Raw genomic sequence first — 13,500 nt, 5'->3', positions numbered from 1 at the left:
TCAAGATTTTTCAGCACATAAAAATATGTGTTTTTCTGCTTATAACTATTTTTCCTAACTTCACTCTTATTTCTTATCACAAGATTGTGATAGTTTACATCTTTATAACAAAAGTTTTAAAGACTTGATTGTTTTGAAAGAAGATTATAAAATAAGATTCAGCAAAAATGAAAGAGGCTATAAAAATGTCTGAAAAACAAATGAAAATTTTAGGTTGGGTAGCGACCTTTATGTCTGTTATGATGTATGTGTCTTACTTCCCACAAATCATGAACAACTTGGCTGGTCAAAAGGGGAATTTCATCCAGCCTTTGGTTGCAGCGATCAACTGCAGTCTCTGGGTCTACTATGGACTTTTCAAAAAGGACAGAGATATACCACTTGCAGCAGCCAATGCACCTGGTATTGTTTTTGGCCTCGTAACGGCTATCACAGCTTTGATTTAAAAGGAACGGAGGAGACTGGTTTTCAGTCTTCTTTTTTTGTTTAAGGGACTGTTTTCTTTTTTTGAGGGGATAATTTTTTTAAAACGATCTGATTAACTTAAATAGTAGAATAGTATCATTATATCGCATTATTTTATAAGAAAAGGTTTACAGAATGAGCTATAATATGAGTAAATAAACAAGCAATTAGAAAGCGAGTAGAAATATGACTGAAAAACTGACTTTTCCTGATGGTTTCTTGTGGGGCGGAGCGACAGCTGCCAACCAGTGCGAAGGTGCTTATGATGCAGATGGTCGCGGGCTGGCTAATGTAGATGTGGTGCCGATTGGTGAGGACCGTATGGCTATCATAACGGGTAAGAAAAAGATGTTTGACTTTGAGGATGGCTATTTCTACCCAGCCAAGGAAGCTATTGACATGTACCATCGCTTCAAGGAGGACATTGCCCTCTTTGGTAAGATGGGCTTTAAAACCTATCGGCTGTCCATTGCTTGGAGTCGGATTTTTCCTAAGGGGGATGAGCTGGAGCCTAATGAAGCGGGTCTGAAATTTTACGAAGACCTCTTTAAGGAATGTCGTAAGTACGGCATTGAGCCCTTGGTGACCATTACTCACTTTGACTGTCCCATGCACTTGATTGAGCAATATGGTGGTTGGCGGAATCGTCTCATGCTAGAATTTTACGAGCGTCTCTGCCGTACTCTCTTTACCCGCTACAAGGGCTTGGTCAAGTACTGGTTGACCTTCAACGAGATTAACATGATTCTCCATGCACCATTTATGGGGGCGGGGCTCTGCTTTGAAGAAGGCGAAAATGAGGAGCAGGTCAAGTATCAAGCGGCCCATCATGAACTGGTCGCGTCAGCTATTGCCACCAAGCTGGCTCATGAGATTGATCCAGAAAATAAGGTCGGCTGTATGCTGGCTGCGGGTCAAAATTATCCTAATACCTGTCATCCACGCGATGTATGGGCTAGTATGGAGGAAGACAGGAAAAACTATTTCTTCATTGATGTGCAGGCGCGTGGTGAATATCCTAACTATGCCAAGAAAGCTTGGGAGCGCGAGGGCATCACTGTCGAAATGACTGAAGAAGACCTGCAGCTGCTCAAGGAGCATACGGTGGACTTCATTTCCTTCTCTTACTATGCGAGTCGGGTAGCTTCGGGCGATCCTAAGGTCAATGAGCTGACCGAGGGCAATATCTTTGCTTCTCTCAAGAACCCTTATTTGGAAAGCTCGGAGTGGGGCTGGCAGATCGATCCTCTGGGCTTGCGTATTACGCTTAATACCATCTGGGATCGCTATCAAAAGCCTATGTTTATCGTGGAAAATGGTCTGGGTGCAGTGGATACTCCAGATGAAAATGGCTATGTGGCTGATGATTACCGGATTGACTACTTGGCGGCCCATGTCAAGGCTATGCGGGAAGCCATCAATGAAGATGGGGTAGTTCTGTGGGGTTACACGACCTGGGGCTGTATCGACCTAGTATCAGCCGGAACTGGCGAGATGAAGAAGCGCTACGGCTTTATCTATGTGGACCGGGACAATGAAGGCAAGGGAACGCTCAAACGTTCTAAGAAGAAATCCTTTGACTGGTACAAGGAAGTCATCGCGACTAACGGAGCATCTGTAAAATAGGAAAAAGGCTGAGATATGAATGTCTCAGCCTTGTTTTTGATTTGTCCCCATTCCGATCTTAGACTGAATAGGATGAGAACTGGGAGAATCTAAGTATTATGACCCTAAAAAGAAATAGTGTAAATAAATTTTCTTTTATAAATCTTCAATAGCGAATCTTATACTTCTAAAGATAACTCTACAAAATACTCTAATCATTCTTTGCTTCCTTTCTACACGCGATCCAGAAATATTGCTTTCTTTCATTGTAAGGAACAGGTTTCAAATATTCTTCAAGAAATTCTAAAATATTTCTAAAGTTTTGTACGAAGACGACATTTCATTGACTTACGTCTTTTTCCTTGCTACACTAATAGTAAAAATGTAGCGAAGGAGAAGGACTGTGGCTAGGATTCTGGTGATTGAAGACAATAATGATATTCATGCGATTCTGACAAGTCTGTTTGAGAAAGAACATGAAGTTTACTCAGCCTATTCGGGAACAGAAGGGCTGGCTGTTTTTGAGCGAGAAAAGCCTGACCTGGTCTTGCTGGATATCATGTTGCCTGGTAAGAATGGTGACCAAGTATTGAAGGAAATTCGCAGGACTAACAGCCAAGTGCCTATTCTGATGCTGACGGCTTTGGGAGAGAAGTCGCTGGTCAGCGAGTACCTTTTAAATGGTGCCAATGACTATATTGTCAAACCCTTTAATCTGGATGAGGTCTTTGCCCGTGTGACAGTCCAATTGCGTAGTCAACATGCCGCATCAGCCGAGGAAGAAAGCCTTTGTTTTAAGAATATTCAATTATTGCCAGCAACTTTTCAGGCCGTGTTTGGAGAGCGAGAAGTTCGTTTGAGTAAGAAAGAATTTCAAATTTTTCAACTCTTGCTCCGCCATCCTAAAAAAATCTTTACTAAAGAAGCTTTGTTTGAATCTGTATGGGAAGAAGCCTATCTTCCTGGGGACAATACCCTCAATACTCATCTTAGCAACCTACGTAAAAAGCTGGCTCAGCTAGATCCATCCGAAGAGTATGTTGAAACAGTTTGGGGCTTAGGTGTAAGACTCAAGGAGGATTGAAATGGGAGTTCTTGCATTTTTATTAGCTATTATCTGTCTGCTTCTAGTCCTCGTTTTGGTGCGTTATCATATAGCAGTTAAGGATGTAGCTCAGCAAATCCGGCAAAAGCGTCAACAGGCTAGTTCTAGTAGGCTAGCTCCATCGGTCCATGTAGCAAGTATTTTAGAGCTAACTGAAGAGGTTGAGGAGATCTTTCAGGAGCTGGATAAGACGACCTTTGTGGTACAGCAAGAAAAGAAGACTCTGGACATGGCTATCAGTAATATTGCTCACGATATCCGGACGCCTTTGACCATTGCTAGTGGCTATACCCAGCAACTATTAAAAGAAGATAACCAAGAGAGTCAGCAACTAGTCAAGATTGCGGATAGTCTGGGAATGGTGTCCAAACGACTAGAGGCCTTAATGGAGTATCGCAGACTGATGGAGGGAGCTATTCGCCCAACCTTTGTTAAGACGGATCTTTCTCAGCTGGTGACTCAGCAACTTTTTGCTTATTACGATGCCTTTCAAAAAGCTCAGATTGACTTGGATCTTGATTTGACTGAAGGTTTGACCTTGACAACGGATCCTGATATTTTGGAGCGCATTGTCCAAAATATGATAAGCAATGTCCTTAAACATGGTCAAAAGGCTGCCAGTATTTCTCTGAAACAAGACGGGGAGCACTGTATCTTTATCGTCAAAAATATCGTCCAACAACCAATCTTACACTTGGATAAATTAACCAACCGTTTCTATTCGGAAAATCTCTCTAGTAGTGAAGAGTCATCTGGTCTGGGGCTTTATATCACCCAGCAGTTAGTCGAAATCCTAGGCGGGGACTTGACCATGAAAGCCGAGGACGACTGGTTTGAACTGGTTGTGACCTTGTAAAAAAGACTTGAAAAAGCAAAATAAGGAAGGCTCAGCTCTATCAGTTAGCCTTAAAATCCGCTCATAAACCTCAGCTAATTTTTGAATTGGCTGAGGTTTATTTTTAGATTAAATCAAAGAAAGGCATGATAAAAATGTCTTTTTGTTTTGTGGTTTGAGAAGTCAATTATCTTAGAGAGGCCATTTTGCCTGTCAAAGTGAAAAATCAGCCACATGCTCTAAACCCTTGATATAACTGACTTGCAACTGACAGTTGACAATGATTCCAAGTTCAATCACTCAAAAAGCAACTAGATTTTTTCTTTATTCCAAGTCCAGTCGCTAGAAAGGCAACTGGCTTTTTTGTTAATCTGAAAGCAGAAGCCAAGTTTTTGATTTCGGAATGAACGAATCGCTGTCATTGAGGATTTTGATTAAAAACTTGAGTTTAATTTAAAGGAGGAAAAAGCATGAAGAAAGTTCCTTTATTCATTATGCTAATCTTATTTTTGTTTTTAACTGCTTTATCAGCTACTGCTGATGAGGCTCGACTTCCCTCTGGGACATCCTATAGCCAAATCGGACAGAAAATCTAAGACTATGTTAAGGAACATGAAAAGACATCGGCTGGCATGGCGACAGCAGTCTTCGACAAGGACGGTACCATTTACCAAGATTACTTTGGCTATATGAACAAAGAAAAAGAATAAACCTAGCATTGTATGATGAGGTGACAGGCAGACTTTGCAGTCTCTTCGCCTTGTGCTATAATGAGTGTCAATGAAAGAAAGTATAAAAAATAAGAAAGAGTAGGTAAAACAATCCATGAATCTATCAGACAGAATCCAGTACCTGCGAAAAGCGCGGGGCATTTCGCAGGAGGGGCTAGCCGACCAAATCGGTGTGTCCAGACAGGCCGTTTCCAAGTGGGAGAGTGAGCAGAGTATGCCTGATTTGGATAAGATCATTTCCATGAGTGACTATTTTGAGGTGACCACAGACTATCTGCTCAAGGGAATTGAGCCTGTAGTCCAGAAAGATGAAGATCAGTCAATCGAGCACAGGAGAATAGCCAGCAATATTTGCTATCAACTCTCTCTTGGCTTGGTCGGTCTGGGCATCATCCTCTCCATTATCCTAGCTGATTTTCTCAAGGTTAGTGTCTTGCTAACACCGGTGCTGATCGTCCAGGGAGTAGGGCTACTAGTGTGGGGAATAGGCCGCAATCTATCCGAGGTAAGATCTTCTTTTCAGGTTAAGCTAGCCTTGATTTTATTCTTACTCTTTGTTCCCCTAGGATTTCTATCTAATGTTCTTTTTCCTATGGGCAAGATCTTTCCATATCCGACTAGTCTAGCAGCTAGCCTTGCCTTTGTCACTTTCTACCTTATCCTAGGAGTCTGCATCAGTCTGTTCTTGAAAAAGCAAGATTGGAAGCAGTGAAAGAAAGCCGATAAAGCGGGCTAGACCAGAAGGGGTGAAATCCGCTCAAAAAACTCAGCTAATTTAGTGATTAGCTGAGTTTTTATTTTACAAGTCTCTCTTCTTGAGTGTAACCAGTCCTGCGATGGTAAAGACCGTGATCAGACTGAGAGCAAAGATAGCTGTTTTGGTGATGACACCTGGTATTGAAGCGTCTTCGTAGAAGAACTCCATCTTGATAGCCTTGAACCATTCATTATTGGCATCGAACATTTGACTAGGGAGACCGAGTAAGATATAGGTCATGATATAGGTGATAAAGACGACACTATAGTTTCGAGTCAAGTAGAGGACAAAGCTGGTAATGCAGTACCAAGCATAGGTACAGATGACCTGCATGACAAAGAGTATTGCGAATTGTCCCCAGAAATTAGCTGGCAGGGTTCCCATATTACCGCCGGTTCGGACAAATTCGATGACAATACCAAAAGTATAGAGCAGTATGAATTGTAGAGGAAGCAAGCTTCCGATAACCAGTGCTTTAGAGAAGTAATACTGGGTCCGAGTCTTGCCTGTAGTCAGGTTATTGTGATAAAGTTTGTCATTGAGATCAACACCGAGAAGCAAGCTAGTCATGACATTGCAGGCAATAAAGAGCATGCCGATGTTGTAGGTGACGGCATATATGGCAAAAAAGATACCGTTGTCGGAACTGACGGCTTGGGAAGTGAAAATGGCGAGGAGAATTCCAAAGATGCAGAAAGCCTGCACTCCCCAGAATCCTACGGAGCGGAAGATACGGTAGTAATCCGCCTTGATACTATTAAACATGAGTGTTTCCTCCTTCTTGGTTGATTAAGTCTGTAAAGTATTTTTCTAAGTCTTTGTGGGCGTAGTAGATTTCCCCGATTGGGATGTCGGCTAGGACTAGTTCCTTGGCAATCTTGCGAATTTCATGTACTTGGCCGGAAATATGCAGCTCATCTTCCTTGTTGGTTGGCTTGATTTGGTAGCCGAGCTTGTCTTGCACTAAATGAGCAGCTTGCTTGATATTATCCGTTTTGAGGATGATATAGTCGCCGCTTTCTCGGTCAAATTCTTCCTTAGGCAGCTCTTTGATGAAACGCCCTTGATTGATAAATCCAAAACGAGTTGCTACTAGATAGAGCTCGGACAGGATATGGCTGGAAATGATGATAGTGATGCCCAGTTCTTGATTGAGGCGCTTGACCATTTCTCTAAATTCCTGAATCCCAACTGGATCTAAACCATTGATGGGCTCGTCCAGGATGAGCAAGTCGGGACGCCCCAAAATGGCAATGGCAATGCCCAACCGCTGTCTCATCCCCAGAGAGAAATTGCGGAATTTTTTCTTTCCAGTATCGGTCAGGCCGACATATTGTAGGGTTTCTTTGATGACTTTGTCAGCATTTGGAATACCCCGGTCGGTACAGTAGTAGCGCAGATTTTCATAGGCCGACATGTGGGCATGAGCTACAGGGGTCTCGATGACAGATCCAGTATGGCTGAGGGCTTTGGTCCATTCTTGTTGGCTCTGAGAGCCCAGGACAGACACGGTTCCTCCGCTAGGATAGATGACTTGAGTGATAATTTTGATCAGCGTGGTCTTACCAGCGCCGTTTTTACCAATGAGACCGTAGATTTCTCCTTTCTTGATGGAAAGACTGACATCTTTCAGAGCATATTGATCACCGTATTTTTTAGTGAGCCCTTTCACTTCTAAAACATTTTGCAGGCTGTTTCTCCTTTAATTCCTTTGTTTATAGTTTTAGTATACAAACTAATTATCAAATATTTCTCAAGTCTTTTTAAAGTATTTCTAAAGAAATGTGAAATGAAAAAATTAATAGGAGCCAGTTAAGTACCAGCTCCTTTTTACTATAAATCTTTTTTGTGGAAAGTATAGATACTTGCTACGGTGAAGACGGTTCCTAAGACCAAGGCGATGAGAATAGTTCTCAAGGTTACACCGTTGCTTTGAAGCGTATCAAAGTCAAAGCTCATGGTGAAATGCTGCAGCCATAAAGATTTGGGGTATAATTGCGCAAGAGATCCAGTTAAAGATGCGCAGAAAAGGTAACCTCCCAGAGCAGCAATCATAGATTTACTCAGATAAAGAATAAAGGAAATAATGGCTGTCCAAGCCGTGACAGTCAGGCACTGCACAAAGAATAGAAGAATAAATTGAAGTAAGAAGGTGGCGGATAAATCACCAATACCGTTTAGAATGGTTGCTAGGATAAAGTTGATGCTATAAAAGAGAGCCAACTGCAGGAAGGTTACGCAGACCATGACTAGGGCTTTAGAGACGAAGAAACTGGTACGGGAAACGCCGCTGGTCAATGTGTTCTTGTAAAGTTGCTTGTTCAGATCTGTCCCAATAACGACCATAGAGAGGATAATGATGATAAAAGTATTATTACCGATTGCGCTGGAGGCAGCTTGTATCAGCTGGACGGCATTTAATTTGCTAAAGACTGCGCTCAAGGTCGTCAGTAGAAAAATGAATTCGGTAATCCAAACAGCCTTGGAACGAAAGAAACGGTAAAAATCTGCTTGAAAAGTATGTAACATGTTTTTTCTCCTTACTGGACTAAATCTGTAAAGTATTTTTCTAAATCTTTGTGAGCTGCATAGATAGCATTGACATGAATGTTGGATAAGACCAACTCCCTGTTGATGTCATTTAGTTCCTGTTCTTGGGCGACAATGTGCAGTTCGTCAGATTTATCAGCATCCTTGAGCTGATAGTGGAGCTTACCTTGGATGAGATTGGCAGCCTGATCTCTATCGCTGGTTTTGAGGACGATATAATCTTCGCTGGCTCGGTCAAAATCGTCTTTGGTGAATTCTGCGACGAGTCGTCCTTGGTCAATCACGCCAAACTTGGTGGCTACCAGATAAAGCTCAGACAAGATGTGGCTGGAAATGATAAAAGTGATTCCCAATTCTTGGTTGAGTCGCTGAATCATCAGTCGAAATTCCTTGATGCCAAGCGGATCTAGGCCGTTGATGGGCTCATCTAAAATCATGAGTTCAGGTTTGTTTATAAGGGCAATAGCGATTCCCAAGCGCTGCTTCATTCCTAGCGAAAAGTTGCGGAATTTCTTTTTACCAGTATTGCTCAATCCGACATAGGCCAAGGTTTCCTTGATGAGCTGGTCAGGCTGGGCAATCTGGTGGACCTTACAGTAGTAGTTGAGGTTTTGATAAGCAGTCATCTGATTGTAAGCGACTGGTGTCTCGATGACAGTTCCTATCTTACGCAGGGCTTCGTTCCATTCCTTAGAGTTCTGCGAGCCAAAGACAGACACGGTTCCACTGTTGGCATGAATGAGCCGGCTAATGGTCTTGAGAAGAGTGGTTTTGTCAGCTCCGTTCTTGCCTATCAGTCCATAGATGTCACCTTTCTGGATCGAAAGACTGACATGATCAAGCGCATATTGTTGGCCATATTGTTTGGTAACTTGCTTTACTTCTAAAACAGTTTGCATGGTATATTCTCGCTTTCTTAGGTTTAACTATAGTATACAAACCAAATTTCAAATATTTCTCAAGTCTTTTTAAAGTATTTCTAAAGAAATATGAAATACAAAGAAAAACAAAAAGAGCTAGTCAGGAACTAACTCTGTAAATTTATAAGTCTCGGTGTTGGAAGGCCTGATAGCCACCCCAAAGGGATCCGGCAAGGATCAAGAATGTGAAGAAATCAGAATTTAGTTGAGGGAAAAGAGCGTGGAGGCTAGCCTGAAGCATTATCAGGACGAAAAAAATTAGATAGCTGGCTAGAGTGGAGTAGGTCAGGTAGAGTAAGCAGGCAAAGGCAGAACTACAGGCCATGATAAAGACAAAGGCACGAAAGAAGGATAGTGAAAAATTCTCAAAGAAATCCTTTGGCATGATCCCAGGCCCATGAAAGATACTTCCCAAGATAAAAGCTGTGACAAATACGGTAGCTAATTGAATAAGACTAGTAGTTGTAAGGGTAGCAGTTTTAAATAGATAAAAATCTTTTCGCGAAAGGCCACTAGCCAATGTATTCTTGTAGAGTTTTTTGGTCAGGTCTCGCCCCAATAAAGAAGTAGTGAGGACAAGAACTGCAATCATGACAAAAGGGAGGAAATCGTGAGCGACTTGATTGAGAGCTTGAAATCCTGTCCATCCTTGACGGACTATTTCATCTTGTCCAGAAGGTGTAGAGACATATAAGCTAAAGCTAGCTTCTCCAAAAGAGCTAACGAAGATGAGGAGGAAGAGCAGACCCTCTGTTATCCAAAAAAGTTTGGAACGGATGAGCTGGAAGAGTTCCGCCTGAATGGTGTGTAACATGGAATTTCCTCCTATTGTTTAAAATACTACTAGCATCTTATAAATTTTTCGTTTTAAAAATTTTCAGTCCCCCAATGAGAAAGAGGAGGGTAACAGCTGATGTCGTAAGGATGGCCTTGATGACTGTTCCTCCATCAGCTGCCATAGCAGTGTTGAAACGTAGAGTGAGATAGGGGAGCCATTCATTATCAGGATAAAAGATAAGAGGGATAGATAGTAGGGCTCCGCCGATAAAATAGGTTAAAAAGCTAGATACGATAGAGTGACTGGCATAGAGGACCAAAGAGATGATACTAATCCAAGCGATGGTGTTGAGAAATTGAACGAAAAGAGCAGCTCCCAGCTGACTCCAAAAGTGGCTAGGTGCACTTCCAATTCCGTTGGACAGGCTGGCAGTCACAAAGGAGATAGCCAGAATAAAGAGAAGGTGTAGAAGTGCGATACTAACGAAAACAAAGAACTTAGAAAAATAATAGCTGAGTTTAGAGATGCCGTAGCTGAGGCAGTTCTTGTAGAGCTTTCGTGATAGATCCACTCCAAGGACCATACTGATGATAATAATGGTGAAAAGGAGTAGACTGTCTGTATTGCCTGCAAAATAGTCCAAAGCTTGAAGGCCGGTTAGTTTTCCTAGAGATTGACTAGCAGGCGCATTTCTGGAGATATTTGCTCCAAAATGAATATTTGCTTGAAGGAAGGTTGCTGAGGAAATCACACAGAATAATAAAAACTCAGTAATCCAAAAGCCTTTTGAGCGCATGAGCCGGTAAAAATCGGCACGAATGAAGTCTTTCATAATGAGCCTCCCTTTGTTACTCAACTAAATCCGTAAAGAAATTTTCCAGATTTTGACGTGCATAGTAGATTTCTTGCACAGGTAGACCTGCACCTACAAGTTCTTCTACAATCTTGCTGATTTGGTGCGAATGAGTGAAAATATGAATTTCGTCAGAAGCATTGACCACCTTGATCCGATAATTGAGCTGGTCATGAATAAGCCGGCTGGCTTCTTCTAATTTGGAAGTCTTAAGAACAATATAGTCTTCGCTTTGCTCTTCAAACTCAGACTTAGAAATTTCTCGAATCAGTCTGCCTTGTTCGATGATGCCAAACTTTGTTCCCACTAAATAGAGTTCAGATAAGATGTGGCTGGAGATGATAAAGGTCATCCTCAATTCTTCGTTGAGCCGTTGGACCATCTGACGGAATTCTTTAATACCGACTGGGTCTAAACCGTTGATCGGTTCGTCTAGAATCATCAAATCTGGCTTAGATAGCAAGGCGATAGCAATACCCAAACGTTGCTTCATACCGAGTGAAAAATCTCTGAATTTCTTCTTGCCAGTATCTGTTAAGTTTACGTATTTCAAGGTTTCTTGGATAACCTTGTCAGCATGGGGGATATGGCGGAGTTTGCAGTAGTAGTTGAGATTTTCGTAGGCTGTCAAGTGATTGTGAGCAACCGGCGTTTCGATGACAGACCCGACCCGCTTGAGGCCTTGCGTCCATTCTTTTTGATTTTGAGAACCAAAAAGAGAAACACTGCCACTATCTGCCTCTAGTAACTGAGCGATAATCTTGATGAGGGTCGTTTTTCCGGCTCCATTTTTCCCGATAAGACCGTAAATTTCACCTTTTTTGATGGTCAGACTAACGTCGGTCAGGGCATATTGTTGGCCGAATTTCTTGCTAATTTGCTGTAAAACCAAAATATTTTCCATGATGAGTTCTCCTTGTATAGATAGGGAGAGGAAGCTCTCTTTTCACTATCCAGTATAGTACCAATCTTTCAAATAATTCTCAAGCATTTCTAAATTATTTCTAAAGTTTTTTAGCAAAAAAATTCCTGCAAATAGCAGAAATTTTTCAGTTATATCTAGCTTGTGTAAGTCCTTGATTGATCATCGAAGACTTTGTGATACAAGGTTCTAATGCTTACTTTTATATTGGTGGCTTGCTGTCCAATTCCAGCTCATACAGTCCTCTAACTGCGTTGCAGGCGTAGATTTTATCGGCTTTAGCTAGGTCAGCTAGCGTTAAAACTTTCTCAGTGGCCTTACCCTCATCTAGTAGCTGCTGGCGGTAGATGCCCTTGAGAAGTCCCAGTTCAGCTGGAGGCGTGTAGAGTTTGCCATCGAGCTCCAGCAGTAGATTTCCGATAGAAGTTTCCAGCAGCTGGCCTTGTGCATTGTAGTAAATCTGCTCTTGCTGCTCCAAGGTCAGATGTGGCCGATAACTGGTCTTGAAATAGGTAAAGGGATGGGCTAGATTGGCTGTCTGCTCGACCAGTTTTGCCTTTCTGAAAGCCTCTGTTAGTGGCAGTAGAGGGGCCGTTTCTAGCTCAATGCTACCGTCTTTTTTTAGAGCTATACGCAGCCTGTAATCCTGCCCTTTATCCAGCTGAGCGCAGCTTTCTTCTAGCTCTTGCTCTAGCTTACTTTGGTCAAAAGGATAGGCAAAGTAGCTGGCTGCTTCTTCCAGTCTTTGCAGGTGTTTGTCTTGCAAGGTCAGGTTTCCATTTGTCACTTTTCCTGTAGAAATTAGATCGAATCGCGGATTTTTTCGATAGAGGACGGCAGATTTTTGCTGGGTTTCGATGTATTCAGATTTCCACGTGCTGTCCCAAGTAATGCCGCCGCCAACGCCATAGATGGCTTTCCTTCCCTCTAGCTGAATGGTGCGGATGGCGACGTTAAGAATCCGTCTCTGGTCTGGTAGACAGATACCGACTGTACCGCAGTAGACCCCGCGGGCTGCTTTTTCTGTCGCCTTGATGATAGCCATGGTCGAAATCTTAGGCGCGCCTGTAATGGAGCCGCAAGGAAAGAGCGCCTTGAAAAGCCCTGCTAGCCCGATTTCCTCCTGCAGCTGGCTTTTGATGGTAGAGGTCATCTGCCAGACTGTAGAGTATTGCTCGACACTGCAGAGACGCTCCACTCGCTCACTGCCCGTCTGAGAAATGCGGTTCATGTCATTACGCAGCAGATCGACAATCATCATATTTTCTGCTCGGTTTTTGGCATCCTGGGCCAGCCATGCAGCCTGCGCTATATCCTGCTCTAAGGTCAGTCCCCGATTGGTAGTTCCTTTCATCGGACGAGTGATTAGTTGGCCTCGGTGCTCCTCGAAAAAGAGCTCAGGGCTTATGGACAAGATGGCGGTCTCGTCATGCTCTACATAGGCATTGTAGGCAGCATTTTGCTCAACGACCAGTCTGTTATAAATAGCCAAGCTGTCCTCAGGATTGAGCTCTGCGCACAGCTGGACCGTGTAGTTGACCTGATAGGTGTCGCCCTGGCGGATATGATGATGAATAGTCTCGATAGCCTTCTGGTACTCTTGCTCAGAAGTCAGCCCCTGCCAAGCTACTGGCATCTCCACTTCCTCATAGGTCAAGGGAATGGAAGCCAGCTCGGCCTTATCGTGGATAGTAAAGTAGAGGAGGTATTCTTTCTGGAGCGGAGCCGAATGAACTTGGAACTTTTCCTCAAAAGCTGGAGCTGCTTCATAGCTGACATAGCCGACAGCATAGTATCCTTTCTCCTGCCAACCCTCAATCTCTGTCAAAAGTTCCTCCACTTGGTCCAGGCGGCGAGTCTTTAGCTCCTTGATGGGATTTGTAAAAATCAGGCGTTGGCCCAACTGCTTAAAATCAATAATCGTTTTCTTGTGCATAAAGTTATTTTATCACAAGATAATTTGAATGAAAACGGTTTTA

Annotated in this window: 13 protein-coding genes and 1 pseudogene; 6 read left to right on the top strand and 8 right to left on the bottom strand. The window is 42.8% G+C overall.

All coding sequences use genetic code 11. The features are described from left to right. The first annotated feature begins 185 nt into the window (after positions 1–185). From PCY06_RS05330 to PCY06_RS05305, 6 genes and pseudogenes are all read left to right on the top strand, one after another. Entirely contained in the window at positions 186–446 is a 261-nt protein-coding gene (locus tag PCY06_RS05330; RefSeq protein WP_082307227.1) for a SemiSWEET family transporter, read from the top strand. A 205-nt stretch (positions 447–651) separates the two neighbouring features. Further along, positions 652–2,091 carry a 6-phospho-beta-glucosidase gene (locus PCY06_RS05325; RefSeq protein ID WP_082307226.1) on the top strand — a complete coding sequence of 480 codons (1,440 nt, stop codon included), beginning with the start codon at positions 652–654 and terminating at the stop codon, positions 2,089–2,091. 382 nt (positions 2,092–2,473) lie between these two features. Then, a complete protein-coding gene (locus tag PCY06_RS05320) occupies positions 2,474–3,154 on the top strand; it encodes a response regulator transcription factor (RefSeq protein WP_082307225.1) in 681 nt (226 codons plus the stop codon). A 1-nt stretch (position 3,155) separates the two neighbouring features. Further along, entirely contained in the window at positions 3,156–4,031 is an 876-nt protein-coding gene (locus tag PCY06_RS05315; RefSeq protein WP_082307224.1) for a sensor histidine kinase KdpD, read from the top strand. Positions 4,032–4,480: 449 nt separating this feature from the next. Continuing rightward, a pseudogene (locus tag PCY06_RS05310) lies at positions 4,481–4,714 on the top strand (hypothetical protein); the annotation flags it as partial. 121 nt (positions 4,715–4,835) lie between these two features. Next, positions 4,836–5,453, top strand: a complete 618-nt coding sequence (locus PCY06_RS05305; RefSeq protein WP_082307223.1) for a helix-turn-helix domain-containing protein — start codon at positions 4,836–4,838, stop codon at positions 5,451–5,453. Between the two features lie 87 nt (positions 5,454–5,540). On the opposite strand, the gene PCY06_RS05300 is transcribed toward PCY06_RS05305, so the two are convergent. The 8 genes from PCY06_RS05300 to pabB form a co-directional block, all read right to left on the bottom strand. Continuing rightward, complete coding sequence (locus tag PCY06_RS05300) at positions 5,541–6,263, bottom strand: lantibiotic ABC transporter permease (RefSeq protein WP_082307222.1); 723 nt, start codon at positions 6,261–6,263, stop codon at positions 5,541–5,543. Then, positions 6,256–7,188, bottom strand: coding sequence for an ABC transporter ATP-binding protein (locus PCY06_RS05295; RefSeq protein WP_082307221.1), 933 nt, complete (start codon positions 7,186–7,188; stop codon positions 6,256–6,258). Before PCY06_RS05295 ends, PCY06_RS05300 begins: the two co-directional genes overlap by 8 nt. A 143-nt stretch (positions 7,189–7,331) precedes the next feature. Beyond that, on the bottom strand, positions 7,332–8,027 hold the full coding sequence (locus PCY06_RS05290; protein ID WP_082307220.1) for an ABC transporter permease: 696 nt from the start codon (positions 8,025–8,027) through the stop codon (positions 7,332–7,334). Positions 8,028–8,038: 11 nt separating this feature from the next. Further along, positions 8,039–8,947, bottom strand: coding sequence for an ATP-binding cassette domain-containing protein (locus PCY06_RS05285; protein ID WP_082307219.1), 909 nt, complete (start codon positions 8,945–8,947; stop codon positions 8,039–8,041). 142 nt (positions 8,948–9,089) lie between these two features. Beyond that, positions 9,090–9,782, bottom strand: coding sequence for an ABC transporter permease (locus PCY06_RS05280; protein WP_082307218.1), 693 nt, complete (start codon positions 9,780–9,782; stop codon positions 9,090–9,092). A 37-nt stretch (positions 9,783–9,819) separates the two neighbouring features. Beyond that, positions 9,820–10,578, bottom strand: coding sequence for an ABC transporter permease (locus tag PCY06_RS05275; protein ID WP_082307217.1), 759 nt, complete (start codon positions 10,576–10,578; stop codon positions 9,820–9,822). Between the two features lie 16 nt (positions 10,579–10,594). Continuing rightward, positions 10,595–11,503, bottom strand: a complete 909-nt coding sequence (locus PCY06_RS05270; RefSeq protein ID WP_061596162.1) for an ABC transporter ATP-binding protein — start codon at positions 11,501–11,503, stop codon at positions 10,595–10,597. Positions 11,504–11,723: 220 nt separating this feature from the next. Then, positions 11,724–13,457 carry an aminodeoxychorismate synthase component I gene (gene pabB / locus PCY06_RS05265; RefSeq protein ID WP_061598554.1) on the bottom strand — a complete coding sequence of 578 codons (1,734 nt, stop codon included), beginning with the start codon at positions 13,455–13,457 and terminating at the stop codon, positions 11,724–11,726. Between the last annotated feature and the right edge of the window lie 43 nt (positions 13,458–13,500).

It is taken from the genome of Streptococcus sp. SG1 (assembly GCF_030439935.1).
Lineage (GTDB): Bacteria > Bacillota > Bacilli > Lactobacillales > Streptococcaceae > Streptococcus > Streptococcus gordonii.
The sequence above is the reverse complement of the archived record's forward strand: the minus strand, read 5'-3'. Positions and strand labels throughout refer to the sequence as shown.

Bases quoted from the DNA above. Each gene is read 5' to 3' on its own strand.
- PCY06_RS05330 (WP_082307227.1), top strand. From the start codon at position 186: ATGTCTGAAAAACAAATGAAAATTTTAGGTTGGGTAGCGACCTTTATG.
- PCY06_RS05325 (WP_082307226.1), top strand. From the start codon at position 652: ATGACTGAAAAACTGACTTTTCCTGATGGTTTCTTGTGGGGCGGAGCG.
- PCY06_RS05315 (WP_082307224.1), top strand. From the start codon at position 3,156: ATGGGAGTTCTTGCATTTTTATTAGCTATTATCTGTCTGCTTCTAGTC.
- PCY06_RS05305 (WP_082307223.1), top strand. From the start codon at position 4,836: ATGAATCTATCAGACAGAATCCAGTACCTGCGAAAAGCGCGGGGCATT.
- PCY06_RS05300 (WP_082307222.1), bottom strand. From the start codon at position 6,263: ATGTTTAATAGTATCAAGGCGGATTACTACCGTATCTTCCGCTCCGTA.
- PCY06_RS05290 (WP_082307220.1), bottom strand. From the start codon at position 8,027: ATGTTACATACTTTTCAAGCAGATTTTTACCGTTTCTTTCGTTCCAAG.
- PCY06_RS05285 (WP_082307219.1), bottom strand. From the start codon at position 8,947: ATGCAAACTGTTTTAGAAGTAAAGCAAGTTACCAAACAATATGGCCAA.
- PCY06_RS05280 (WP_082307218.1), bottom strand. From the start codon at position 9,782: ATGTTACACACCATTCAGGCGGAACTCTTCCAGCTCATCCGTTCCAAA.
- PCY06_RS05275 (WP_082307217.1), bottom strand. From the start codon at position 10,578: ATGAAAGACTTCATTCGTGCCGATTTTTACCGGCTCATGCGCTCAAAA.
- PCY06_RS05270 (WP_061596162.1), bottom strand. From the start codon at position 11,503: ATGGAAAATATTTTGGTTTTACAGCAAATTAGCAAGAAATTCGGCCAA.
- pabB (WP_061598554.1), bottom strand. From the start codon at position 13,457: ATGCACAAGAAAACGATTATTGATTTTAAGCAGTTGGGCCAACGCCTG.